This is a genomic window from Mycobacterium sp. NGS61 (assembly GCF_059812325.1).
This window is the reverse complement of the sequence record NZ_JCALCL010000001.1, coordinates 426,297-451,369: the sequence shown is the minus strand read 5'-3', so window position 1 is coordinate 451,369 and position 25,073 is coordinate 426,297. Positions and strand designations below refer to the sequence as shown.

Below are 25,073 nucleotides of genomic sequence, written 5' to 3'. Positions count from 1 at the left end.
AAGGCAAGATTTCGTCCATGGTGCTGGGGGCAGAACGGGGCGATACGGCTGCCCTCCGAAAGGCTCGCGGCGCGTTCTTTACACCCGAGGCCGTCGCCCGATACATCACTGATTGGGCCGTTCGCAGCACGTCAGATCGCATCCTTGAACCGTCATGCGGTGAGGCCTCCTTCCTGCTGGCGGCCGTCGACCGGCTAGCGGCGCTTCGCAGTCCCAACGACGGCGAGCAGTTCGCCGCCCTCGATGGGGTTGAGCTTCATGACGCCTCCGCTCGCGCCGCACGCAAACTGTTGCGAAACGCGGGGGTCGATGCGCGGGTGGTGGTCAGCGACTTCTTCTGCGTCGAGCCGACCGGTTCCTATCACGTTGTGATTGGCAATCCGCCCTACATTCGGTACCAGGATTTCTCTGGTGTAGCGAGGGCGCGTTCACGGAAGGCGGCGCTGCGCGCGGGTGTGGGACTGACCAATCTCGCTTCGAGTTGGGCGGCGTTTGCCGTGCATTCGGCGTTGTTTCTGCGGCCTGGCGGGCGCATGGGGCTGGTCTTGCCCGCTGAATTGCTGAGCGTCAACTACGCCGCCGAGGTGCGTCGGTTCCTGATGGCGTCGTTCGCCCGGGTCGATCTGGTGCTCTTCACCGAGCGGGTGTTTCCAGACGCACAAGAGGACGTGCTGTTGCTGCTGGCCGATGGCTACTTAGACGGCCCGACGGACCACGCCTCCATTTACCAAGCACGAAACGCCGCCGAGCTGGCCACGATCGCTGCAGGGCGCACCTGGACACCGGCCCGGCCCGAGGAGAAGTGGACACCCTCGCTGCTGTCCGCCGACGCGCTCGACGCCTACACCAGGCTGCTTGCCAGCGGCGGTTTCACCGTGCTTGAAACCTGGGGCGACACGACACTGGGCGTGGTTACCGGCAACAACAAGTATTTCGGGCTGTCGCCTGCTCGCGTAGCCGACCTCGGGCTTGAACAAACCGACATACTGCGGCTCTCTCCGCCGGGCAGCCGCCACCTCCGTGGGCTGGCGTTCGGCACCGGCGCCCTCAATGAGCTTGGGCGCAACGGCTCAGCGACGTGGTTGTTCCGCCCACCGGGTGAGCCGTCTCGGTCGGCGTGGGCCTACATCGCGGCAGGGGAGGCGGCGGGCGTCCATACCGCCTACAAGTGCCGCGTGCGCAGGCCGTGGTGGCGCGTGCCGAACCTCGCCCCGGCCGACCTGTTCCTCACCTATATGAATGCCGACACTCCCCGACTGTCGACCAATACCGCCAAGGCCGCACACCTGAACTCGGTGCATGGCGTCTATCTCGGCCCACAGGTGCGCAAGCTCGGCAAGGCGCTGCTTCCCCTTGCCTCGCTGACCTCGATGACCCTCGTAGGGGCTGAGACCGTGGGCCGTGCCTACGGCGGTGGGATGCTCAAGCTTGAGCCGCGTGAAGCCGACAGGTTGCCGGTACCTTCGGCGGCGCTGGTCGAGGCTGCAGCCGACAGCCTCGCGAACATCCGCCCGCAGGTGGCTGGCCTGTTGCGGGGTGGCAGGCTAATCGAGGCCTCGAAGCTCGTCGACGACGTATTGTTGGTCGGCGAACTGGGTATAGCCCGCGCCCAGGTGCGCGTATTGCGCGATGCGCACGCCGAACTCACTGCCCGACGATTCGCGAGAGGCCGCCGTGGCGCGCATCGATGACCTGGTCATTGGCGCGATCAAGGCGGCGGGTCCGAAGCCTCCTGACGATGCGCCGCAAGCGCAAAAGAATCCCTGGGGCAACAAGATCAGCAACACGCTGGCGCTCGCAATCGCCCAGGAACTGCGGGCGCGTGGCATGGAGGGAGCCCGCCCTGGCGAGCCGGGGGAGGTTGGTCTGTCAGGCGCTGAGCGGCGGCTCGCAGGCGGCCTGGGAGCAAAGAAAGTCGACGTTACTTGGGCCACCGAGGAGTCAGGTCTGATGTTGGCCTGCTCGGTCAAGACGATCATGTTCCGCGACGTCGTCAACGGGCACTTCCAGAAGAACCTGACCAACCGGCGCGGTGATCTTCTCTTCGAATCGACCACCCTGCACCGCCGATTCCCATTTGCGGTCGTGGCAGGGTTCTTCTTCTTCGACATCGGCGCCGCGAGCGACCATACGCCGCGCCGTAACAGCACTTTCGACAACGTCTTTCCCCGTTTCCGGCTTTTCACTGGCAGGGCCGATCCGGCCGATCGCGACGAGCAGTTCGAACGGCTTTACGTCCTGCTGGTCGACTCCAATCTCTTTGCGCCGTCCGTGATCTGTCATGAGGTCAACAGTCCCGAGGCGCCGGTCGCCCTTGAAGGCGTATTTGATGACCTCATCGAACTGACCGCAGAACGGAATTTCGACATGTACGAGGCGACCAGCGACCGCACGATCAGGAAAGCGCGCAGCAAGTAGGCGCTGCGGCATGACCGATCCCACCGACCTGTCCGGTCTCATCATCTGGGTTGCCGTTCGCCGTGCTGCCCAGCCCTACCGCCGACGCGCCTGGTCGGCGCGTGTACGTCGTTATACGGCTTAGCGACCAACCCACCCACACTCGTCGACGTCTCACTTGCCGGTCACTTCAGGGGCAAAGATTCCACGGTGCCGATCGCCGAGTTGCAGGCGCTGCAGTGCCAGGCACCCGAATCGTCTTCATTGTGGAGGCGAGCCTCGGAAAATGGTAGGCGCTGGCCGCGTGAGCGGCTCGATGAGTACCCCCGGTTCGGTGCGGGCGAGCCGGTCGGCAACTCGGGCGGGCGGCGCATCGCGACCAAGTACCCCTGCAGACAAAGCTCCTAGCGGCAACCTTTACCTGCACGCCGCGATGTTGGTTGCCCCGGCTAGCGGGGCCAAGGGTACCAGTCTGTCTGCGCACTCTTCTGCTTGAGAACTTCACTTGCCTTCTGGATGAGGAACCCGCGCACTATCGCCATGCGCTGGATGCTATCCGCGAACTGGGATTCGGCGACGTACCAGAAGGTCCGTCGGAGTTCGTTTGATGCCTGCGCCACGTCCTTGGGACTGGCATCAGTATTTGCCTCTTTGTATGCGTCCAACTGGTTTTCATACGTGATGTTTGCGGCAACGAACTCCTCAGCCAGTGCTTCGATGCCCCTACATGCCTCGTCTAGACGTCGCGCCAATTCTGTCAGGCCGACCTCACCAAGGAGGTTAATAGTTTCGGCGGCGGGCCCGATCTTACTAATTGCTGCGAAAATAGCGTTTCGGTCAATACTTTGACGCTCTTTCACACCGTGCTCATAGAGCCCTTCGACCTCGAGTGATGCCGTGACTGCTTCGGAACATAATTTCAGCAGGGTGTCCCGTCGCCATTTGTCGACTTCTCGCCCATCTGCGGCGGCAATAGCCAACCGGTTGGTGCGGTTATTGACCAGAACGCCGAAGAATGCGACAGTCGCCACGACCATGCCCGTCCCGACCGGCAGCCATGGTATCCACCAGCCAGACGCTGCCGTAGCTGGCAGAAGTTCGAAGTGCGCAGAAAACATGTTTGAGATGCTCTAATCAAAAGGTCAAGGTCATGGTCTCTTCTTGCATTCCACCGTTCTCCAACCAGCGAATACGAATCACAACTTTGTCGGCACCCCAGGCAAGTGTGATCGGAAAGGCGGCTTCGGCCAGAGGTGGAAGGTCAAACGGCTCGCCGTCGTAGAAGAGTCTAAAGGGTCCTTTCTCAAGGACTTCCATCGTGAGTTGCTCTGCTTTTATCGTCTGACTTTTGTTTTCAAGGACCACTCGCTTGCGGCTTTCGTCGTAGTGCAGGCGCGGCATCGCGTGCTCGGCCGCCTTCGGAGTCACCTCAGGTAATCGTGTTGACGGACGGTTCGGTAGGTTCATCGCGTCAATATCGCGCTCGATAGCGGTGCGGACCTGATACGCGAGATCTTGAGGATCCGCGTACTCACCGAGAAGTCCTCGCTGACCTAGGTCTTTCTGAAACCGCTGAAGGCGGGCAACCTGCTTAAGGTCAGCATTGCGCGGCAGCGGCTCGCTCGAAAACCAGACGTGAACGAACTTGTTCTGCGCGATTGCCCTGTCGATTTCTTCAGCGGTTCCCGACACAGCATTGGTTGTTGCTTGTCCGAGTCGACTGTCGAATAGCGCGACGACGATGTCTGACGAATCGACAAGTTGCTCGTTGATACTTCCCTGAGCGCCACGTGAATCCATCACTGGGATGGCATCCGATTTCCAGTGCTGTGGTAACACAAACACGCCGTCACGTTCACCCCGCGACGAGTTCAGTCCATAGATCGCGTTCTTAACTGCCTCGACCTCTTCAGCGGTATCTCCCGGTGCGGAAATCAGAACCTTTATCGTTGTCGAATCGAACACCTAACCTCCCGCACAGTCGGCGCGGCCGCAACCTATCTTTCCGCGATTGCCACGATATCGACGCAGGCTGCCACTCGGTAGACCGTTGCAGCAATATTCCAAGAGCCAGCAGGATAGCGGCCCTATTCCTCGATAGCCCTGGCTGGGTTCTGAGGATGTCGAATACACGCCGCCAAGGCTGCGCCTCGGCGAGCTGACCGTGTCGTGCCGGAAGTCGTCGGGCGTCGACAGGGAGTGCAACAGCCTTTTGGTCGCTGGTTCCTCGCCCTCTGTCCAGACCGATTCGGAATACATCTCCAACCGACGAGTCAGATGCCAGCGCCCGATGCAAGTCGGTCGTCGATCCTGGACGCAATGTCCAAGGCCCGAACTTGGTGGGGACCAGTTCATTGCGAAAGGCGATGAATTATGTCCACTCCACCTTGTCATCGGCCCGAACTATCTATTGCTGACCCGCCATTGACGCCGTCAAGACCCGAATGCGAAACCGCAGGTAACGAGCGGGACTGAACCGGAGCCGAATCGAGTGAACCGCAGGTGGGCACGTGTTTTTCCTGGTAGGGCATCGGTTTCGATTCCCGGCAGCTCCACCGATTTAATGTGCAATTCTGTAGCCGCTTCAAGCTATGGCGATCGGCTCGTCAACGATTCCGGGGGCCGTCTGTTCTCGAACGCCCCGCATACCGCGACCTTCGCGGTGCCGTCCTCATAGATGGTCGGCAGTCATCGCTGTCCTTCAAGGAACGCGGCCAAGCCGGAGGATTTGGAGCGCTGCTATCGATGGAATTGATGAGCGCGACGAAAACACCCTGGCCGATCATGGCCGATCATGCCAACGAAAGCCGTTAAAGCCCCTCGGGCAGGGCATCGCGAGTCAGCTCGCAATGCCCGCTAGGGCGTAGATGTCTTTTTGGATCGTCTCGCAGATGTCCTCGAGGGGGAGGTCGTTCGCGTCATATCCGAAGGGGTCTTCGATCTCGACGCCGATTTCCTCGATGCCGAAGAATGTATAAGTAATGATCAGGACGTCGATAATGGTCGTCCAGCCGAAGGTCTCGACCATGGCGAAGGGGAGGGTGAAGCAATAGAGCACAAGCGCGCGGCGTAGGTGAACGGCGTAGGCGAAGGGCATAGGCGTCTTGCGAATTCGTTCGCAGCTGCCGAGGTAGTCGATTAGCAGCTGAATGTTCTGGTCCAGCGTCGTCAGCATGATGTCAGAGATGAGGTCGCGCTCGCCCGCCTCCCGGAGGCAATCAGTCATGTTGCCGGCGACAGCGAGGGCGGGATGTTGGGCGTTGATCGCCTGCTGCGCCTCAGCAGGTGGAAGTTCGGTGATGTGCGGCCCGAGGCCTTCGGTGCCGCGCAGGCGGTGCATGACCGCCCAGGGAAAGGCGGCTGTCCATCGGGTGAGCCGGGCGACCAGCGCCGGATCGCCCTTAACGTATGCGGTCGTGCTTCGCACCAGGTTTCGTGATTCGTTGACGATCCCTCCCCATAGTCTGCGTCCCTCCCAAAAACGGTCGTAGCTAGAGCTGGTACGGAACACCAGCAGCAGACCGAGGGCGAGGCCCATCAGGGTGTGCAGCTGGATCGGCATGCCGACCGGAAAGACATAATTATGAAAGGCAACAACCGCCGCCGACCAAGCCACGCATAGGGAGACCCGACCGATGATCTCCCGCACCAGCGAGCCGCGGATATCGAAAAAGTGGCTCAGCCATTTGTGCGGATCGTAGTCAATCATAGATTTCTTCCGCCTAAATGGGATGAATGGTTAGTAGGCGCCGGCGCGGGGTCTTTGTGAGGGCTGCTGTGGCAACGGTTCTGGCACGCTCAGACTGCGGAGCACGCTCCCGCTCGCACCGTCGCCGGATCGTGCCAGATTTGGATGCTTGGCGCAACAACCTTGCAATTGACGACTGAGCAGCGCCCGGTGGCGGTGGAAGAGCTCCGTCAAAATCCACCTTGTCCCCGGCGCCGTCCAACGCTAACTGGCCTTGCTCGTGGCTACCTGACCTGGAGCAGGTCGACCACGAAGATCAACGACTCGCCGGGCTTGATGACGCCACCGGCGCCACGCTCGCCGTAGGCGAGGTGGGCGGGAATGACCAGTTGCCGGCGACCGCCCACCTTCATGCCCTGCACGCCCTGGTCCCAGCCCTGGATGACCTGGCCGACGCCGAGTTGGAATGTCAACGGGTCGCCGCGGTTATAGGAAGCGTCGAACTCTTCGCCGGTGGAGTGTGCGACGCCGACGTAGTGCACGACCACCGTGTTACCGAAGGTAGCCTCCGCGCCGTCGCCCTCGACGACGTCGGTGATGACCAGGTCGGTGGGCGGCTCCCCGCCGGGGTAATCGATCTCGGGCTTCTTTGCAGTCATGTCCACCACATTGGCAGATGGTCACCGGCGGTCTTGCCGACGGGTGGTAGGTCTGGGACCAAGTCCTTGGCCTGGTTGCTTGGCTCAGAATGTTAAGGCGACCGGTTCGCTTTCGGCTGCTCCACTGATCTTCGCGCCGGCGGGACTAGCACCGTCGTCGCTGGCACCGCGCTCAGGTCTATCGACGTTGATCCCCGCCAACTGCTGCCGTCAGCAGCGACTGCGCATTTGGGGGTAATCTCGCGCCAATTCAAATCGTTTGGCGCAGGACCATTCACCGTTTAGCATCTCAACTCGACAGTGGGTCAGGGTCGATTCCCTGCAGATTCACCATTCGAGAATCGACGATTAGAGCGGGTGCAATGACGATTGACGGCGTCTACAAGAACCGCCACGCAACCAACTGGCACCGCGACATCGCGGAAGCCAACACCGTGCTCTGCACTCAGGTCGGCTCCGGGCTGCACGGTGTCACCATCGCGGGTACCGACGACCGCGACGAAATGGGCATCTGCATCGAACCGCCGGAGTGCGTCATCGGCCTGCGCCAGTTCGAGCAGTACCAATACCGCACCCAGCCCGAAGGCGTCCGATCCGGCGCCGGGGACCTCGATCTGGTCATCTACAGCCTGCGCAAGTGGGCGAGGCTCGCAGCGGCCGGCAACCCCACCGTGTTGCTCCTGCTGTTCGCTCCGGAGAGCGAAATCGTCAAGATCGAGGAACCTGGGCGCGATCTGCGTCAGCACCCCGAGCTGTTCCTGTCGCGCGACTGCGGCCGTCGTTTCGTCGGCTACCTCGACGCTCAGCGAGAACAGATGCTCGGGCTGCGGTCCAAGCACACCAATCGTCCCGAACTCATCGAGGTGTTCGGCTTCGACACAAAATTCGCCTATCACGCTGTGCGACTTGGCATTCAGGGCCTTGAGCTGCTCACCACCGGGCGCATCACGTTGCCGATGCCGGAACCGTCGCGCAGCTGGCTGTATGACTTGCGCATCGGCAAGGTCGACAAGCAGACCGTCCTCGACACGATTGACAACGTGCGCAACGAGCTCGTCGCGCATACGGACAGCTCGGATCTGCCGGATCACTGCGACTACGACAAATTGAACCGGTGGTTGGTCGACTCCCACAACCGTTGGTGGCAGCGATGATTGGATCCGCGGCCGGATCCCGCGCTCAGTCGAAGAGTTGATCGAGCGCTTTGCGTTCGAGTTCCACCCAGCGTTCGATCCGAGCACGGACCTTGTTCACCTCGTCCGGGCTCAGATGCTCGGCACCGTCGGGGGTGATGCGGCACATATCCATCGGGCCCCCGACGCTCGACGACGAAGCGTCCAGCGCGTCGAGCACTCGTAGCGCGGCAACCAGCCCGTGGTCCACGTCGCGCTCGGTCATGCGGAAGTGTGCCAGCAGGGCGTGCGCCTGCTGCGCCATAGCCGCGCCACTGCCGATGGCTTGGAAGCCGGTCTCTTCGTGGTGTCCGATCAGACCGTTGGGGTCCACGTCGATGATGAACGGGACGTCACCGGCGTACCCCGCGGCGAGGACGTACGTGGCAGGTGTTCCTGCGGGCTGCTGTGCCGGCACATGCTCGATGTAGTTCTCGTAGTGGTATTTGAGTACCGGCAGTACCCGGGCCTGCAGCGCATGGCCGATGTCTCTTGCCTCCACCACCGACTCGGCCTCGGATTTGAAGATCTGCTCGAGGTCGTACAGCACGGCGCGGGAGCCGCTGCCACCCCACGCTGCATGTTTGCCCAAGGGATGCAGTTTCTGTGCGGGATAGGTCAGACCGCGACCACCGTCGGTGATCTGCGAATCGGAGGCCATCACAATGCCGTCGGCGCAGCGGAGCGCGATAACGACGGTCACGGCAGAATCCTTGTGGAAAGCATCTGCCGATCGTCTCACGGAGGGTATGCGGGGCGCGCCGAACATTTGTGGGCTGCTCGATTTCGTGTAGATGCAACAGCCTCGCTCCGATCGCGGTAGCGCTGCCACGCACGACCGGATCGGCTCCGGCCCGCGCGCACGGCTAAGCTGCCCTTTGGCCCGGCGACTGGAGGTCTGCAGTGCGAGGATTCGTTCGTGCGGTGGCAGTGTCATTGGCTGTTGGCGTGGTGCTTGTCGGGTGTAGCCATTCGACCGAACAGCAAGCCAAGCCCAAAGTCGGCCCGTGGGGCGTCAACCTGTCCGACATGGACCGTTCCGTGCGGCCCGGCAACGACTTCTTCTCATACGCCGTGGGTACGTGGGCGAAGAACGCCAAGATTCCCGCCGACAAGGTGTGCGCGGGCGTCAATCTCGATGTGCAGAATCAACTCAACGCGGACCTGAGGGCGATTGTCGAGGGCGCCGGCGCCAAGCACGCACCCGCCGGCGATATCTCGCAGCAGATCGGCGACCTGTTCGCGTCCTATATGGACGAGGCATTGCTGAACCGCAAAGGCGTCGAACCGGTGCGGCCCTTCCTGGCGTCCATCGAAGCCGTCAACGACCGGCCGGCCCTCGGCGCGGTGCTCGTCTCGTTCAACGGCAAGACGCGGGTCAGTGACCCCTTCCCGGTCTCGGTGGAGATCGACCCCAACAACCCCACGCGCTATGTGCCCATCATCTGGCAGGGCGGCCTTTCGCTCGGCGAACGCAGCTACTACGTGGACACCGACGCCGAATCAGTCGACCTGCGCAACAAGTTCGTCGCCCACGCCGCCCGGATGCTCGGCCTGGCCGGGTACACCGACGGCCAACAGCAGGCCGAACAACTTCTCGCCCTCGAGACCAAGCTGGCAGAGGTGCAGGTGCCGCGCGAGGACGAGCGGGATGTGGTCAAGACCAACAACATGATGCCGCGCGCTGAGGTCGAGCAACTCGGGCAGGGCGCGCCGCTGCATGATCTGTTCGACGCGCTGCAGCTGCCGGCGGTGACCGACTTCCAGGTCGGTATGCCGGACGTATTACGAAAGACCGCAGGGCTTTTCGCGACTGAGCCGCTGGACTCGTGGAAGTCCTACCTGCGTTACCAGGTCCTCAACGCTTACAGTGGTGACCTTTCGACGCCATTCGCCGATGAGCTGTTCGACTTCTACGGCCGAACCCTGTCCGGCGCCAAGGACCGTGCACCGCGGGTCGAGCGCGGCGTCTCCCGAGTGAGTAAGGGGCTCGGCGACCCGGTCGGCGAACTCTATGTCAACGCGCATTTCAGCCAGCAGACACGAGACAAGGCGCGGGCGCTGGTGGAAAACCTGCGCACGGCATACGGCAAACGCATCGACGCGGCCACCTGGATGGCGCCGGAAACCAAGCGCGAAGCCCAGGCCAAACTCGCAGCGCTGGTCGCCAAGATCGGCTACCCCGACCAGTGGAAGTCCTACGCGACGGTCAAGATTGCGGCGGACAACCTCGTCGGCAACGGCGACGCACTGTCGGTCTGGTCCTGGAACGACGACCGCAGCAAGTTGGGCAAGCCGATCGATCGCGGCGAATGGAGCATGACGCCGCAGACCAATAACGCCTACTACTCGCCGCGGCTCAACGACATCGTCTTTCCCGCGGCGATCCTGCAGCCGCCGAACTACGACCCGGCAGCCGATCCCGCCGTCAATTACGGTGCCATCGGCGCCACCATCGGTCACGAGATGAGCCACGCCTTCGACGACCAGGGCCGCAAGAGCGACGGCACCGGTATGCAGCGCGACTGGTGGACCCCGGCCGATGCCGACCGTTATACGGCCGAGTCCAACAAACTCGTCGCGCAGTTCAACGGATACGAGCCGCTGCCGGGCAACCACATCAACGGAGCGGTGACACTCGGCGAGAACACCGCCGACCTCGCCGGACTGCGCATCGCCTACGACGCGTACAAACTGTCCCTCGGCGGAAAAGAGGCGCCGGTCATCGACGGCTTCACCGGTGATCAGCGGTTCTTCCTCGCGTTCGCGGCGAGCTGGCGGGAGGTCTGCCGGCCCGAAACCGAACGCCACCGGTTGCTTTCAGATGTCCACAGCCCGGCCAAGTTCCGGGTCGACGGGATCGTCCGCAATATGGACGAATGGTATGCGGCGTTCGATGTCCAACCGGGCGACGCGTTGTACCTCAAGCCGGAAGACCGCGTCCGCGTCTGGTGATCGAGTCGTCCTGACGACGTCCGTGAAACGAATCGCGGCCGCCCAGCGATAACAGCAACGTAACGAGTTGTGCCTCGGCTGGGCGGGGAAGCGTATGAAGGCCAAGCGAATCGCGGCGGTCATCGCTGTGAGCAGCGCCCTGATGCTGGGATCCTCGCTGCCTACCGCGGTCAACGCCGACACGGTGACCATCCGGACGAAAGGCGCTACCACCAACCGCAACCCGCTCGGTGGCTACGAGGGCTACTGCACCTGGGGTGCCCAGGAACTGATACACGCTCACACCGGTTACTACGTCGCAGCACTCACCGGCAACGCGGAGATCTGGGCCAGCCAAGCTGGGGCGGCGGGTTGGACGGTGGTGAGCGAAGCGCAGCCCCGCTCAATCGCCGTTTACAGCAGTGCACTGGTCGGGGGAGTCGGTCACGTCGCCTGGGTCGATGTCGTCGACGCCGGCGAAATGGCAATCACTGAAATGAATTTCGGACCCGGTGCCAGCGCCGCGAACGGCTTCCGCACAGCGGGTTTCGGCGCGTTCGATTCGCGCACCGTGCGAGAAATCCCGGGCGTGAGTTACATTCTGATCCCCTGATGCGCAGGGAGTCCGCACCTGCGTGTCCAAAACCGTTGTGGCACTATGCCAATGCAGTACTCAAGAACGTCCCGGCCCCGTAGGTGGCCAACAGAGTGGACAGCGTGCCGAGTAGGGCGACCACGATGAACGGCGACAGGATCAGTGCGCCCAGCGGTATGAGGGTGACCAGGGCGTTGTCCTCAGCCGGGGCGATGCAGCTTACTCGTCGCTTTCCCGGGGAAGCCGCCTTTCCGAAGTCAAGTACGCGCAAATTGCCGCAAGCCGCTAGGCGCTTGCACCATTTGGGCATAAGCTCCGATTACTCGGCGATCGATTGACTGGGCAACCCGCGTTGCCCTGAGGCGGTGGGGAGCGACGCAGTGTCATCTGTTTTTTTATTGCCCGACGTCATGTTCACAGCGGCCGGCGACGCGGCGTCAATTGGCGCAACCGTCTCGACGGTGAACAAGGGCGTGGCCGATGCCACTACGGGGGTATTGGCCGCCGCCGAAGATGAGGTATCGGCGGCGATCGCCGCGCTGTTCTCTGCCCACGGCCAGGGTTATCAGGCGCTGAGCGCGCAAGCGGCGGCGTTCCACGAGGAATTCGTCCGGGCGCTGACCAGTGCCGGCGGCGCCTATGCCGCCGGTGAGGCGGCCAACGCTGCGTTGCTGGATGCCGTCCAGTTGGTGGAGCAGTTTCCCGCTGAGGTCGCCACCGGATTTGCCCGGGTGGGCAACGAAATCTTCACCTTCATCTTCGGCGCGCCGGCCGGGCCGCCCATCCCGGCAACGCAGACCGGCGGCTTCTCGGGCGCGCCGTCCTTGATAACCCGTTTCGAAGAAGCGTTGTTGTATCCGCTCAAACCGCTGCTCAGCGTGTCGGGGCTGGAGACCTACCTGGCAGCGCCGGGTAATCCGCTGTTGGCGTTGGTGGCCAGCGACATTCCACCGTTGTCGTGGTTCATCGGCAACTCTCCGCCGCCGTTCTTGAATTTGCTGCTGGGAGAAACGGTGTCGTACACCTCGACGCCGGAGGGGATGAGCGTCGTGCACATCACGCCGATGAATGCCACCGGTGAGCAGGTGATCGCCATTCACGGCGGTGCCTTCATCTTCCCGCCGTCATTTCTGCACTGGATTCACTACTCGGTAATGGCATATACGACCGGTGCGACTATTCAGGTGCCCATCTACCCGTTGCTGCAGGAGGGGGGTACCGCCGGCGTCGTGGTGCCTATGATGGCTGACTTCATCGCCTCGCAAACCGGGCTACACGGAACGCCCAATGTCAGCGTGATCGGTGACTCCGCAGGTGGCAATCTCGCTCTGGCTGCAGTTCAACAGATGGTCATTGACAATGCCACCCTGCCGTCGTCGATGGTGTTGCTGTCACCGTGGTTGGACCTGTCGATGACGAACCCGAATATTGCTTTCGTTCAGGATCCGCTGTTACCTGTCGGGCTTGCGCAGCAATTCGGCAAACAGTGGGCAGGTAGTCTTCAGCTGGATGATCCCTGGGTTAGTCCGTTGTATGGCGACCCCATCGGTCTCCCGCCAACGACGGTGTATACGGGCAATTTGGATATCCTCTCGCCGGATGCGATTCTGCTCAAGCAGTTAGCGGCCGACGCCGGGATCGCGAATATGAACTTTGTATTAGCTAACGGCCAAATCCACGACTGGCTGATCCTCACTCTGGACGGTCCGCAATACTGGTCGCAGATCAACCGAGAACTCGGTATCGCAGCTTGAGTGCAGGATCCGCGTGATCCTGTCCGTCGACCTCGGCAAAACGTCGTGTCGGGCCGCCGCAGCCGGCCGCAGAGCACAGGTACCGGGCGCGCCCGGCCTCGCGTCGCCCGGGGGAGTGCGGGCTGCGCAGGCGGCCATCCTGGCGGTGGCGCGGCAGTTCGAGCCCATCGACGACATGATCGTCGGGGCTGCCGGGGCGCTGACGGCACCGGACCAAGCCCGCCAACTCGCTGCGGTGCTGCTGCATTCGATAGGCGCGGCGCGGGTGACGGTGACCAGCGACAGCGTGATCGCGCACGCGGGCGCGCTGGACGGCAAGCCCGGCGTGGTGCTGATCGCGGGCACCGGCGTCGTTGCACTCGCGATCGACGCCGACGGCGCACTGCGGGTCGCCGACGGCTGGGGCCCTTGGCTGGGCGACGAGGGCGGTGGCGCGTGGATCGGCGCCGCCGGGTTGCGCGCCGCCTTGCGAGGTCTGGACGGACGCGGTCCGTCCACCGCCTTGCTCGATGCTGCGCACCAGCGCTTCGGTCCCCCGCGCACCTGGCCCGGGCAAGTCAACGATGCTGCCGCCATGGCCGAGTTTGCGCCCGATGTTATTGCCGCGCAGCAGGATTCCGTGGCAGCAGCGATAGTCGACGCGGCCGCCGCAGCCCTTGCCGCGGCGGCGCGGGCAGTCGGCGCCGGCCCGGTCGCGATGGTCGGCGGACTGGCCGGTGTGACGGCGCTGTCCAAGCACCTCGATCTCGTCCAGCCGGCCGGCGACGCACTCGACGGGACATTGCGACTCAACGCGATCCACGAGCCGCACGTGATCCGGCTGCGGGCGAGCGCCGTCGCCGCCAACAAGCTCGACACGCTCGCCACCGAAGGCGTCCGGCCCGACTCGCACGACCTTGATACCCGGCCCGTCAGCGAGGTCGTCGCGCTGCTCGTCGCCGCCGAGCACGAGGCGCAGCAGGCAATTGCGGACGCACTTCCGCAGATCAGCGCTGCGGCCGAGGCGATCGCGGCGCGACTCGAGAGCGGCGGCCGGTTGACCTACGCCGGTGCCGGTACGCCGGGCCGGCTCGGTGTGCTCGATGCGGCCGAATGTGGACCCACCTTCAACACCGACCTGGTGCGCGGTGTCATCGCGGGCGGACCGACGGCGCTGACCCAGGCGGTCGACGGCGCCGAAGATGTCTTCGACCCAGCGGATCTGGCCCACCTGACCGGGGCCGACGTGCTGGTCGGGATTACCGCGTCCGGTCGCACCCCGTACGTGCTCGGCGCGCTCGCACACGCGCGGGCGGTGGGTGCGCTGACCGTTGCCATCGTCAACAACCGCGGCAGCGAAGCGGCTGCCGACCTCATGATCGAGTTGCTGACCGGACCTGAGGTGCTGGCCGGATCCACGCGGTTGACCGCCGGTACCTCGCAGAAGGTGGTGCTCAACGCGTTGTCGACGAGCGTGATGACCGCGCTCGGCAAGGTCTACGGCCCAAGGATGGTCGACGTGCGTGCCACGAACGCGAAGCTGCGGCGCCGCACGGTTCGTATTGTCCGGGATGCGGCCGGCGTCGACGAACAGACCGCCGCCGCCGCGCTCGCGGCCGCAGGCGGTCACGCCAAGACCGCGATCGTCGCGCTGCTCGCCGGCGTCGACGCGGTCGCCGCTGCCGGACTGTTGCAGCGCGCGCGGGGACACGTGCGGTCCGCGCTGAGCGGGCGGCCGTGATGCGCAGAGCCGGGGCACTCGCAGCGGTGGCGCTGATCGTCCTCGCCGGCTGCTCGCATCGTGAATCAGCACCGACGTCCAGTTCCAGCGCGCCACCGTCGTCATCGACCATCACCCAAACTTCGCCTCGCGCAACGGTTCCGAAGATCGCCGAGGCGCCCACGCCGCCTGCGTTCGCGCCGGTCGCCACACTGATCAACGATGCGATCGCGGCCGAAAAGCTGCCCGGTGCGGTCATCGTCGTCGGTCACGGCGGCGACATCGCCTTCCGCCATGCGTATGGCTCGCGCAAGCTGGCCAGCGAACCCGGGCTGGACGGACTGCCCGCCCCCGCTGAACCGATGACCGAGGACACGATCTTTGACCTGGCGTCGCTGACCAAGCCGCTGGCAACGGCGACCATCGTCATGCAGCTCTACGAGCAGGGCAAAGTGCGGTTCGACGATCCCGTGCAGCAGTATCTGCCCGACTTCAACACGACCAACGATCCGCGACGGGCGCAAGTCACCGTCCGCATGCTGCTCACCCACACCTCGGGCGAGACCGGCGACGTCGAACTCAAGGACCCGTGGGGACTGGAACGCACCGACAAAGCTGAAGGCATTCATCGCGCACTGACGACGCCGCTGGAGTCCGGACCGGGGCAGGGTTTCCGGTACTCCGATATCAACTTCATCCTGCTCGGCGCGCTGATCGAGAAAGTCACCGGGGAAACTGAAGACGTCTATGCCGCCGAGCACGTGTTCGCGCCGCTCGGTATGACAGACACCCGGTATCTGCCGGTCGCCAAAGCCTGTGGGCCACACGTGATCAGAGGTGCCGCCATCGGCTGGGCACCGGGTGGGGCGCCGGCCGGCTGTGCTGCCGGGACCTGGAGCACCGATCTCTTGCCGCGCATCGCCCCGACGGCGCGCGACGAAGAGAGCAGAGGTGATCCGGGTAAGAATCCCGACATCGATCATTTGTTGTGGGGCACAGTGCATGACACGACGTCGCGGCGGATGGGCGGAGTGGCCGGGCATGCCGGCGTGTTCTCGACGGCGCACGACGTCGGCATCTTCGCCCAGGCTCTCTTGGACCGCCTCGCTGGCCGCCCGAGCCAATTCCCGCTCAGCCAAACCACTTTGGAGTTGATGACGACTCCGCAGCAGCCGGGACATACGGCGCGGCAACTCGACGCCGCCAACGCCGCAACCCGGGAAGCTATCGCACAGCGACCGAACACCCGGGATCCGCTGCTGGCTCCGCGCTATCCAGCGATCGCGGGCCAGAACCTGCGCGGCTTCGGCTGGGACATCGACACCCCGCTGTCGGGGCCGCGCGGGATGGTATTCCCCATCGGGAGTTTCGGCCACACCGGCTTCACCGGAACATCCATCTGGATCGACCCGGTGTCGAACAGTTACGTTGTGTTGCTGGCCAATTCGATCCATGTCCGCGGCAGTCCACCCATGTCGGATCTGCGCGCTGAGGTGGGCACGGTAGCGGCCCGGGCACTGGGTCTGTAACGCTCAGATCCGCTCGAAGTGCTGATAGTCCGGGGTGCGCCAGTAGCCGCCCCACTGCCAGCCGCGTTCGGTGAAGACCTGCTCGGCGGGGTCGCCCCCGTGGATGAGTCCAGGGTCGGTACGGCTGCGGTCGAGGTATTCCGAGGCGTTCCGTGGTTCGAAATACCCGGTGACGTACAGGCAGGGGTTGATCAGCGGATTGATGTCGATCGCCCGGCCGTACGCGTGCGGCGACCACTCACCGGAGCCGGGTATGCGTCGGCAGTTGAACGCCGACGTGTTGTTGTCCTCCATGGACAATTCGTCGTCGGCCTCGGCGTAGTGGTCCACTGTCTGCATCTTGTCGACCGGATAGCGCAGCAATTGCAGCCGCCCGAAGATCGCGATGACATCTGGCACCAGATCTTGGTGCACGACCAGCACGCCGCGGTGGGTCTGGCCGTCGAACCCGACATAGTCGATGTCGACCCGGCGCAGCTGCTCGGGTCCGACGGGACAACCCGGCTGCCAGGTGTTGCCCAGCTCCGCGGCGGTCACCGGCTGCGCGGTCGGGGCGGGCGGTGTTGGCGGTGAGCTGGTCGAAGCCGGCGCAGCCGCCACCGACGAGGACGGTGTCGCGGTGGGCGACGGCGGGGGCGCGGCAGGGGCGCACTGCACCAGCAGCACAACGGCCGCGACCACCTGGGCCAGCAGCGCACCCCGCCGCATCGGACCGGCTCGGTCAGGTCAGCACGAGTGCTGGCACATCCGGGCGGTGGACGATCTCGTTGGGCACCTTGAACAGGTCGATCATGTTGCCGCCCATAACTTTTCGGACGCCCTCAGCATCGAGCCCCTGTTCTTCCAGGTCGGCGACGAGGTTGATCGGGTCGGACAAGCCTTCCGGATGCGGCCAATCGGAGCCGAAGATGACGCGATCGATGCCGCACAGATCGGCCATCTGCTTGAAGTTGTCCTCCCAGAACGGCGCGACGTACACGCAGCGCTTGAACGCCTCGATCGGGTCCTCAGGGAACTCCTGCGGCATCTTCGAATAGACGTTCTTGAATTGGTAGAACAGGTAGGGCACCCACGACCCGCCGTTCTCCACCGACAGCACGCGAAGGTCGGGATTGCGGGTCAGCGCGCCGTGGCAGACCAGCGCGGCCATGGTGTCCTCGATGGGCCGCTTGCCCATCGCGACCATCCGGAACGCGGTCGGCTTGAACGGCTTGTACTCGTCGCCGGGCTCCCAGTCGTTGAGGTATTCGGCGTAGCCGCTGTCGGAGGCGTGCATCGACACCGGGATCCCGGCTTTGACGCACGCATCCCAGAACGGGTCGAACTCGGGCAGGCCGAGGGAGCGGGTGCCGCGGTATCCCGGTACCGGCGCGGGCCGGACCAGCACGGTCTTGGCGCCCCGCTGCAGACACCAGTCGAGTTCCTCCAGTGCGCGATCGACATTGGCGAGGTTGATGACCGGCGTGGAGAAGATACGGTCCTCGTAGTTGAACTGCCAGGTCTCATACATCCACTGGTTAAGTCCGTGGATGATGTCCAGGATCAGGTCCGGGTCGTCCTTCAGGCGTTCCTCGACCAGGGAGGCCAGCGTCGGGAACATCAGGGTGTAGTCCAGGCCGAGGCCGTCGAGGACCTCGAGGCGCGCCGCGGGATTGCGGAAGGCCGGGATGGCCTTCATCGGCTTGCCCATGACCTCGCGGAAGCTCTTGCCGCCGCTGCCGTGCCGGAAATACTCCTCCTGGGCACCCGGCCGGGCAACGATCTCGAACGTCGGGTTGGGGATGTAATCGCTGACCACGTTGCGCACCATGATCTTGGTGCGGCCGCGCACATCGATGTAGTCGATCACGCCTTTGCGATGATCCGGCAGGAACTGGGTCAGCGCTTCTTTGGGTTCGTAGAAGTGGTTGTCCGCGTCGAACACCGGGTAGGAAAGATTGCGTGACGGCATGTCGTCTCCTGGAAGTCTTGTGCATCAACCGGTATCGGCTGGTGGTGCCGAGCTACGGTAATGACATTACCACTTTCCCTCGGCCAGCAATACCCGCCGCCGGCCTGCGACCCGCGGTGCCGTGAGAATGGCGTTACCTGCCGACCGGCGCCAGGCTAGTCCGCCGGGTCGAGCAGGACGCAACGCGACACCGAAGTGAGGTAGGCCGACCCTAGCCGGCTGCCTGCAGGGTGATGTCGGACAGTTGTGTCCGGCTCTCGCCGTTGGTGGTGCCCAGCGTGGAGATCCACACCAGCACGTTGGAGGTCTTGGTCTGTTTGGTCACCGCGATGCGGTTACGCCCCGGCTGTAACGACGTCGTCGGGGACAGCTCGACGGTGTCTTCGAGTTTGGCCGGCTTGTCGGTGGGCGACGAGCGGATCTGAATCTGGGTGCCGGTACTGGGCACGTCCAGCGACACGGCGCTGAGTGTGGTCGGCTCAGCCAGATGCAGTAACAAACCCATCCCCTTGAGGAACTTCGGGAAAGGGACAGCGTCCCGATAGGTGACCGTGGACCAGCCAGTGTCCGGGTTGCCGTCGATCGCCAACCCGGCATCCTGCGGATTGTCCGGGGCGCCGTCGGGGGAGAACACGGTGGCGCTCACCGGTTTGACGATCGGTCCCGGTCGAGTCGAGGTGCCCTGGGTGAAGTACAGCACCGCGGCGGCGGTTAAGGCGATGACGCCAACGACGGCCGCGACGGCGATGGTCCAGACCATCGCCCTTTTGCGCGTCTTGCCGCCGGACGATGTGGCGCGGGCCGCGGGCGCGTTCCGCTTGGTGCCCACACCGGTGGAGAGATTGACGACCTTATCGGCGTCCAGAGTCTCGCCGTCCCAGGCGCCGCTGACCTCCACGGCGTTGCCGTCCATGAGTTGACCGGCTACCAGATCGGTCTGTATCTCGACCGGAACGGGACCCTGGTGGTTGCCGGGCGGCTCGGTGGTGAGCAGTTGGAAGGTCAGGATCCCAACCTGGTCGTGGGCGCCGACCGGGGTCTGCTGCACCTGGCGGGCCGTTCCGTGCAGAGTGACACGCTCGAGACGTTGGGTGGACGGGCGTCCGGCCTCGCTCGGAGCCGGCGGCGGCGCCGGAGGCGCGGCACCGCGGCTGGGACCCAGTTGGGCCAGCGCGCGGGCGAACTCGGCACAGTTCGGGTACCGCTCACCGGGCTCTTTGGCCAGCGCCCGGGTCAGCACGGCATCGAGATGCGCGAGGTCGGGCCGGCGCTGCGAGATCAGGGGCGGCGGCGTGCTCAGATGGTGGCTGATCACCACGGCGCGATTGGAGTCGACGAAGGGCGGCGCGCCGGTCAGCAAGTGAAACGTGGTGGCGGCGAGCGCGTACTGATCGACTCGGCCGTCAAGTGGCTTGCCCAGGAGTTGCTCGGGTGCCACGTAACTGATGGTCCCCATGGTGACGTTCGCGTCGGTGAGGTTGCTGACGTCGTCGATTCTGCGGGCGATGCCGAAGTCGGTGAGCAGTACCCGACGGCGCAGGCCGTCGGTCACCAGGATGTTCTCCGGCTTGACGTCGCGGTGCAGCAGCCGACGGTCGTGACCGAAGTCCAGCGCATCGGCCACCGCCGCGACGATGTCGGCCACGTCTCGTTCGGGCATGCCGTCGGGGAAGCGTTCCCGGACTAACCGCCCCGCGTCGGTGCCGTCCACGTATTCCATCGAGATCCAGAGCCGACCGTCGTACTCACCGCGATCGAGGACGCTGACGATGTGCTGGTGCCACAGGGTGGCGGCCAACTCGGCTTCGCGAATGAACCTCGCGCGGAACTCGACGTCGGCCGTCGCAGGCATGGACAGGACCTTCAGCGCGTCTTGGCGTGGCAGGCGAGGATGCTGGGCAAGGTAGACCTCGCCCATGCCGCCAGAGCCCAGCAGCCGCTGGATCACGTAGCCGGCGAAGACGTCGCCGTGATTGAGCGGCATGCCCGACAGCCTACAAACCGGCGGGTGTCCCATGGTCAGGTCGCTCGGTGTCCAGCAGTCGTAGCGGATGCAGGCCGTCGACCGCGCCGACGAACGGCGGGTGGATGCTGTAGCCGAGCATGCGGCGGATGTCGTCGGAAACCTGTCGAGCGATGTCGCGGGATATCGACAAGGTGTAGGCCTCCATGGGTCGCAGCCACGGCTCGCAATACTGGGCGGTGATGGCCAGCCGCTCGCTGGTCGTCGTGTTCGCGCCGCCGCCGTGCCACAGGGTGCCGACGAAGAACACGCACGAGCCGGCGGGCATGACGACCGGTAACGCCGGGTCGTCCGGGCCCGGCCGGCGTTTGCCCCAGCGGTGACTACCGGGGTAGACGACGGTGGCGCCGTTGTCGGCGGTGAAGTCGTCGACGGCCCAGATGGTCGCCGCGGCCAACGGTTCCCGCGGTCGTGGAATGGGGTAGAACCCGTCGTCATGGTGGGCCAACTGGGCGGTCTCACCAGGCTGGATGTTGATGGCCTGCAACGCCGAAAGCAGGTAGTTAGGCATTAGCAGACGGTCGAGGACCGCCAGCACCCGCGGATGGTCGGCAACCTGATCGCAGGCGCGGGTCCTGCTCAGCACGCTGTAGATGCGTTGCGTGCGGCGCCCCTCGAAGGAATTGCGTCCGGTGTGTCCCAGCCAGGGCTGCACCACCTCACGAATGTGCCGGCACTGCTCGGCGCTGAGCAGGTTCTCCCAGACGACGTAGCCGTCCCGGGCCAGCGCGGCCAGGTCGGCTTCGACGATCGCGTTGTCGACCGAACTTCCGGCGGACGGGGTCCACCGATGCCGCTGCGCCAGATCCCCCCTGAGGTCCTCCAGCGTGGTGTCGGGCTGGTCGTCGATGCGCATCGGGCGGTCCTACTGACGGGCGGGTGTGGTGTCCTTGACCAGACTAAACGCGCATCAACGCCTGGTGTGACGGATCGCAGCCCGGGCGACGGTAGATCAAGATCACTACGAATAGTGTCAGCGGCGGGTTTCAGGCGACCGAGCCCGGCTATGCGATCAGAATGCGAAATTCAGCGCGCGACCGCGCAGATGCCGGCGACCGCGCCGCCCAGCTCAACGAGCAGATCGCCGAAGGCCACGACTGGGCAGACCGGGCCCGGCCCAACAGCTCGGGAGACCTGCACGGCGACGCCGCCAGCGAACATCGGCAGGCCGCCGGTGAAGGCCGTTCCAAGGCTGAGGCCGCGCGCGAGGAAGACGACAAGTGAAGCCCCGGTCACCGGGTTGTCGGGCCACCGCAGTCGAGTAGGGGGTCGTCTAGGCGCCGGGCCGCCCGTCGACCGCGGCGCGGCGCACCTGCTCCCGGGCGTGGAACTCCTGGTTCTCGCCCCAGCCCCGCATGCCGTTCCAGCGCCAATCGGTGAGTGTCCAATAGGTCAATCGGCCCGGCCAGCCGAGCCACCGCAGGGCCGTCCGCACCTGACCCTCGGCGTGCAGTGTTCGGCCGTGCTCGTCGACCGCCTCCACGACCACGTGGGCTGGCGCACCGTCGCGCCGCGCGGCGACGCGTCGCTCGCCCTGCACAAGTTCACCCGGGCGGCCGTCGGCGACCAGGTATCCGCCGACGACCTTATCGACACCCGGTTTGCGGCTGGCCATCGTCAGCGCGTGCCAGTGATCCTCGGGCGAGGCGACCGCCCACAGGTAGTCGCCTGACCGGGCCGCGCCGGACCGGTGCGGGCCCCAGGTCCGGTCGCGTATCGAGTAGCAGTCGATGTCGAAGTGTTCGCCGTCCAGCGTCAGCGTGCCGGTCATCCGACCGGGATGGTCGAAATGACCGGCCGTGTCATCGACCGGCCCGAGTGGGTGCGGCGGCATCAGCGCCGTCCACTCCAGCTCGAATTCGAGGCCGAGCAGCCCGTATTCGAGCCGATACCGCCGACTGCGTTCGACGACCTGGTGACGCAGGCTGTTCGGCAGCGTGAAATCCTCGAAATCGATTGACCCGGTTGGTGGTTGACGCCATCGCCAGTCATAGAAGAGGCAGTCGTGCGGTAGCTCGCCGGTCGGGTCCCACAGCGCCGGGCCACCCCCCGAGCTGACGCAGCGCACGTCGTGGAAGAAGTAGACGAATCCGTTGATGTCACGTTCGGGCACCGACACGGTGAAGCAACTGCTCTCGGCCCAGTCCGGCTCGGCGCTGGGCGGATGGAAATCGCCGTCGTGCGCGTCGGCATCACAAACCACGAAGACGAGTCAACAACCGCGATCGCGTCAATTCAAGCAGGCTCGATCAACAGCGTCGGCACCCCGCAGGTGCCGTCTTTGACGCTGATCACGCGGGTGCCGGGCTTGCGTCCGGGCCGGACCTCGGACACGTCCAGCCCGACCGCCGCGAGCCGCGCACGGGCGGCATCGGCATTCTGGACGCGCCAGGACAACCCCCAGACCTGATCGGTGCGGGCGGCCGGCCGCACGTCACGCAGCGGTTGTGCGATCTCGACGGTGACCCCGCCGACACGGAGGAACACCAGTCGCATGCCCCAGTCGGGAAAGCTGCGGTCCAGCGCGAGCCGCAGGCCGAGACCGTCGCGGTAGAGCGCGATCGCGGCGTCCGCGTCGCAGGTCTGTACCACCGCATGATCGATTCCGGTGACGATCGCATCCTGCGGGCCGATCGGTGACGCTTCGGGCAGCAGGTCGGGCGACTCGTGCTCGATCGCGATCACCAGCACGCCGCGGGTACGTGCTTCGGGCAGCAGTGCGCTACGCCAGCGCCGGACCGACCCGCTGTCGGTGTCGCGACCCACGCCGAATGAAACCGGGGACGGCTCAAGGCCGTTCGTGGCGAGTCGCGCGTGCGCGGTGTCGATGTCGGAGGTGGCGAACGCCAGCCCGATCGGTCCGTCACCGCGTTGCGCCAAGTGCGCCTCCACCGTGTGTCCGAGCGGGCCGTCGCCAACCGGAGTGATCAACTCCAGGTAGATGTTGTCGAGGCGGAACAGGACATTGGCCGTGCCCCAGCCCGGGTGATCGCCGCGCCACGACGGGTTGCGGGAGAACAGTGCGGCGTACCGTTGTGCGGCGGCGTCCAGATCGCGCACGGCGACGATCACGTGGTCGACGGCGTCGAACACCTCAGCGGCTCTCGGTCGAAATGGGGCGACAGTCCAGCGCTCCGGTGATCAGCATGGTGCGCAAGGCTTTCCGGTTGAGCTTGCCGCTGGGCAGCGTGGGGATGTCGTCACTTCTCGCAATCGCCCAGCGGGTCGGGACCTTATAGCCGGACAACTGATCGCGTGCCCGAGCCGCCACCGATGACACGTCGATCGGCTCCCACGCCGCAACGATCACTGCGCATACCGCCTCACCTCGCTCGGGATCGTCGATGCCGACGACAATGCACTGCGCGACATCGTCGAATTCCTCGATGACGGCTTCTACCTCGAGCGGGGAGACGTTGGCACCCGCTGTCTTGATGAGCTCGCTGGTCCGGCCGACGTAGAACAGGCGCGGGTCGTTGTCCCGGCGATAGACGCGGTCTCCGGTGTGATACCAACCGTCCGCGTCGAACGTCTCCCACCGCTCCCTCTTGTTGTAACCGGCCATCACCCCGATACCACGGACGAGGAGCTCGCCGGTGGTCCCGACCGGAACGGGCGCCCCCTGCTCGTCGACGATGGTCATATCGGTGAAGGCGAAGCCGCCCGCGGTCTCGGACATGGTGCGGTGCACCGGGAATCCGTCGGGCACATTGATCATCGCCAGGTCCAACGGCCCGTTCCGCAGCATCGGCGCGCTGCTCAGGTCGCGTGTCGCGAAGGTCGGATGTTCGCGCACGCGTTGGGTGAAGGCAGGCCACCCGACGATGCCGGTGGCACGTTCCCGTTCGATCAGATCCAGTGCCGTGCCGGCATCGAGGCGCGGCAGCACCAGCAGCGTGACGGGTTCGTGCAGTGCCCCGGTCGCGGCGAGCAGGCCGCCGATCCAGAAGAACGGCATGGCGCACAGGATCTTCGGCGGCGATGCCGGCCCGGTGAGTGCCTGAATGGCACTCGGCCATGTCGAGGTCTGCCGCACCACCGTGCCGTGGGTGTGCAGCACGCCTTTGGGATCTGCGGTGGATCCCGACGTGTGCACCATGATCGCCAGATCCGCAGCGGTCACTTCGCGTTCCGCCGCGGCCAGCAGTTCGTCAGGGACGTCGCAATCCCCGTCCCAGGATGTCGCCCAGGCGCGGTCCGTCTCCTCGGTGAGCACAATGCGCCGCAGATAGGGCACGGCAGGCAGCGCCAGCCGGTCGGCTCGCTGATCGGCTAGCTGCGGCAGAGTCGCTTCGAACAACTCGGCGACGTTCGTCTTGATCACCGTGCCGGGCGCGACCAACAGCCCAATGTCGGCCAGCCGCAGCACCTTTGCAAGTTCTGCAGGCGTATACATGGTGCTCAGCGGTACGGCCACAGCGCCGATCCGTGACACCGCCAGCCACCAGAGAATCCACTGCACGCCGTTGGGGAAGAACAGGCCCACCCGACTGCCCTTCCCGACACCGGCGGCGAGCAGTCGCTTTGCGATGCGCGCCGAGCGCTGTTCGGCGTCCCGATAGGTGATCCGCTCGGTCGGGGTGACCACATAGGTCTGCTGACCGAACAACCCGACACTGTGCGCGAGGAGGGCTGGGATGGAGAGCGGTCGCGGTTGGGTCACCCCCGGCTC

General features: G+C 64.9%; 22 protein-coding genes and 1 pseudogene. 10 read left to right on the top strand and 13 right to left on the bottom strand.

What is annotated here, in order from left to right; translation table 11 throughout:
- Positions 1 to 17: 17 nt before the first annotated feature.
- Both AC5Y3Z_RS02215 and AC5Y3Z_RS02210 read left to right on the top strand, forming a co-directional pair.
- Positions 18 to 1,691, top strand: a complete 1,674-nt coding sequence (locus AC5Y3Z_RS02215) for an HsdM family class I SAM-dependent methyltransferase (protein ID WP_473139106.1) — start codon at positions 18 to 20, stop codon at positions 1,689 to 1,691.
- Positions 1,675 to 2,418 carry a hypothetical protein gene (locus AC5Y3Z_RS02210; RefSeq protein WP_473139105.1) on the top strand — a complete coding sequence of 248 codons (744 nt, stop codon included), beginning with the start codon at positions 1,675 to 1,677 and terminating at the stop codon, positions 2,416 to 2,418. Before AC5Y3Z_RS02215 ends, AC5Y3Z_RS02210 begins: the two co-directional genes overlap by 17 nt.
- A 428-nt stretch (positions 2,419 to 2,846) precedes the next feature.
- Here the strand turns inward: AC5Y3Z_RS02210 and AC5Y3Z_RS02205 are convergent, their stop codons facing one another.
- The 4 genes from AC5Y3Z_RS02205 to AC5Y3Z_RS02190 form a co-directional block, all read right to left on the bottom strand.
- Positions 2,847 to 3,428 carry a hypothetical protein gene (locus tag AC5Y3Z_RS02205; RefSeq protein ID WP_499929619.1) on the bottom strand — a complete coding sequence of 194 codons (582 nt, stop codon included), beginning with the start codon at positions 3,426 to 3,428 and terminating at the stop codon, positions 2,847 to 2,849.
- A gap of 103 nt (positions 3,429 to 3,531) precedes the next feature.
- Entirely contained in the window at positions 3,532 to 4,362 is an 831-nt protein-coding gene (locus tag AC5Y3Z_RS02200) for a DUF4062 domain-containing protein (RefSeq protein ID WP_473139103.1), read from the bottom strand.
- Between the two features lie 874 nt (positions 4,363 to 5,236).
- Positions 5,237 to 6,106, bottom strand: a complete 870-nt coding sequence (locus AC5Y3Z_RS02195) for a bestrophin family protein (RefSeq protein ID WP_463827654.1) — start codon at positions 6,104 to 6,106, stop codon at positions 5,237 to 5,239.
- 263 nt (positions 6,107 to 6,369) lie between these two features.
- Complete coding sequence (locus tag AC5Y3Z_RS02190) at positions 6,370 to 6,744, bottom strand: FKBP-type peptidyl-prolyl cis-trans isomerase (protein ID WP_463827655.1); 375 nt, start codon at positions 6,742 to 6,744, stop codon at positions 6,370 to 6,372.
- 362 nt (positions 6,745 to 7,106) lie between these two features.
- On the opposite strand from AC5Y3Z_RS02190, the gene AC5Y3Z_RS02185 reads away from it, so the two are divergent.
- Positions 7,107 to 7,898, top strand: coding sequence for a DNA polymerase beta superfamily protein (locus AC5Y3Z_RS02185; RefSeq protein WP_463827656.1), 792 nt, complete (start codon positions 7,107 to 7,109; stop codon positions 7,896 to 7,898).
- Positions 7,899 to 7,923: 25 nt separating this feature from the next.
- On the opposite strand, the gene AC5Y3Z_RS02180 is transcribed toward AC5Y3Z_RS02185, so the two are convergent.
- Positions 7,924 to 8,619 carry an Ntn hydrolase family protein gene (locus AC5Y3Z_RS02180; RefSeq protein ID WP_463827657.1) on the bottom strand — a complete coding sequence of 232 codons (696 nt, stop codon included), beginning with the start codon at positions 8,617 to 8,619 and terminating at the stop codon, positions 7,924 to 7,926.
- A 326-nt stretch (positions 8,620 to 8,945) separates the two neighbouring features.
- Here AC5Y3Z_RS02180 and AC5Y3Z_RS02175 point away from each other — a divergent pair, with 326 nt between their 5' ends.
- Together AC5Y3Z_RS02175 and AC5Y3Z_RS02170 are read left to right on the top strand one after the other, a co-directional pair.
- Positions 8,946 to 10,871 carry a M13 family metallopeptidase gene (locus tag AC5Y3Z_RS02175; RefSeq protein WP_473139102.1) on the top strand — a complete coding sequence of 642 codons (1,926 nt, stop codon included), beginning with the start codon at positions 8,946 to 8,948 and terminating at the stop codon, positions 10,869 to 10,871.
- A 94-nt stretch (positions 10,872 to 10,965) separates the two neighbouring features.
- A complete protein-coding gene (locus AC5Y3Z_RS02170) occupies positions 10,966 to 11,463 on the top strand; it encodes a CHAP domain-containing protein (protein WP_463827659.1) in 498 nt (165 codons plus the stop codon).
- 43 nt (positions 11,464 to 11,506) lie between these two features.
- On the opposite strand, the gene AC5Y3Z_RS02165 is transcribed toward AC5Y3Z_RS02170, so the two are convergent.
- Positions 11,507 to 11,716 (bottom strand): hypothetical protein, encoded by a 210-nt coding sequence (locus AC5Y3Z_RS02165; protein WP_463827660.1) that lies wholly within the window; start codon positions 11,714 to 11,716, stop codon positions 11,507 to 11,509.
- 139 nt (positions 11,717 to 11,855) lie between these two features.
- Between AC5Y3Z_RS02165 and lipY the strand changes: the two genes are divergently transcribed.
- The 4 genes and pseudogenes from lipY (at position 11,856) to AC5Y3Z_RS02145 (ending at position 16,427) form a co-directional block, all read left to right on the top strand.
- Positions 11,856 to 13,199 (top strand): triacylglycerol lipase LipY, encoded by a 1,344-nt coding sequence (gene lipY, locus AC5Y3Z_RS02160; RefSeq protein WP_473139277.1) that lies wholly within the window; start codon positions 11,856 to 11,858, stop codon positions 13,197 to 13,199.
- A 13-nt stretch (positions 13,200 to 13,212) separates the two neighbouring features.
- Positions 13,213 to 13,947, top strand: a pseudogene (locus AC5Y3Z_RS02155) (BadF/BadG/BcrA/BcrD ATPase family protein); the annotation flags it as partial.
- A gap of 66 nt (positions 13,948 to 14,013) precedes the next feature.
- A complete protein-coding gene (murQ, locus tag AC5Y3Z_RS02150; protein ID WP_473139276.1) occupies positions 14,014 to 14,919 on the top strand; it encodes an N-acetylmuramic acid 6-phosphate etherase in 906 nt (301 codons plus the stop codon).
- The gene (locus AC5Y3Z_RS02145) at positions 14,919 to 16,427 is read left to right on the top strand and encodes a serine hydrolase domain-containing protein (RefSeq protein ID WP_473139275.1); all 1,509 of its coding nucleotides are present in this window, start codon (positions 14,919 to 14,921) and stop codon (positions 16,425 to 16,427) included. The genes murQ and AC5Y3Z_RS02145 overlap by 1 nt, the downstream gene beginning before the upstream one ends.
- Before the next feature lie 3 nt (positions 16,428 to 16,430).
- Here AC5Y3Z_RS02145 and AC5Y3Z_RS02140 read toward each other — a convergent pair whose 3' ends face one another.
- The 4 genes from AC5Y3Z_RS02140 to AC5Y3Z_RS02125 form a co-directional block, all read right to left on the bottom strand.
- Complete coding sequence (locus AC5Y3Z_RS02140) at positions 16,431 to 17,135, bottom strand: M15 family metallopeptidase (RefSeq protein ID WP_463827662.1); 705 nt, start codon at positions 17,133 to 17,135, stop codon at positions 16,431 to 16,433.
- Positions 17,136 to 17,148: 13 nt separating this feature from the next.
- The gene (locus tag AC5Y3Z_RS02135) at positions 17,149 to 18,378 is read right to left on the bottom strand and encodes an amidohydrolase family protein (protein ID WP_473139101.1); all 1,230 of its coding nucleotides are present in this window, start codon (positions 18,376 to 18,378) and stop codon (positions 17,149 to 17,151) included.
- Positions 18,379 to 18,589: 211 nt separating this feature from the next.
- Complete coding sequence (locus AC5Y3Z_RS02130) at positions 18,590 to 20,362, bottom strand: serine/threonine-protein kinase (protein ID WP_473139100.1); 1,773 nt, start codon at positions 20,360 to 20,362, stop codon at positions 18,590 to 18,592.
- 10 nt (positions 20,363 to 20,372) lie between these two features.
- Positions 20,373 to 21,257, bottom strand: coding sequence for a phytanoyl-CoA dioxygenase family protein (locus AC5Y3Z_RS02125; RefSeq protein WP_463827665.1), 885 nt, complete (start codon positions 21,255 to 21,257; stop codon positions 20,373 to 20,375).
- Positions 21,258 to 21,418: 161 nt separating this feature from the next.
- On the opposite strand from AC5Y3Z_RS02125, the gene AC5Y3Z_RS02120 reads away from it, so the two are divergent.
- On the top strand, positions 21,419 to 21,625 hold the full coding sequence (locus AC5Y3Z_RS02120; protein ID WP_473139099.1) for a hypothetical protein: 207 nt from the start codon (positions 21,419 to 21,421) through the stop codon (positions 21,623 to 21,625).
- 49 nt (positions 21,626 to 21,674) lie between these two features.
- Here the strand turns inward: AC5Y3Z_RS02120 and AC5Y3Z_RS02115 are convergent, their stop codons facing one another.
- From AC5Y3Z_RS02115 to AC5Y3Z_RS02105, 3 genes are read right to left on the bottom strand one after another with little or no spacing between them, the layout of a single operon-like run.
- Entirely contained in the window at positions 21,675 to 22,604 is a 930-nt protein-coding gene (locus AC5Y3Z_RS02115) for a DUF7064 domain-containing protein (RefSeq protein WP_473139098.1), read from the bottom strand.
- Positions 22,605 to 22,636: 32 nt separating this feature from the next.
- Entirely contained in the window at positions 22,637 to 23,494 is an 858-nt protein-coding gene (locus tag AC5Y3Z_RS02110) for a VOC family protein (protein ID WP_473139097.1), read from the bottom strand.
- Between the two features lies 1 nt (position 23,495).
- A complete protein-coding gene (locus AC5Y3Z_RS02105; protein ID WP_473139096.1) occupies positions 23,496 to 25,064 on the bottom strand; it encodes a class I adenylate-forming enzyme family protein in 1,569 nt (522 codons plus the stop codon).
- Positions 25,065 to 25,073 lie beyond the last annotated feature (9 nt).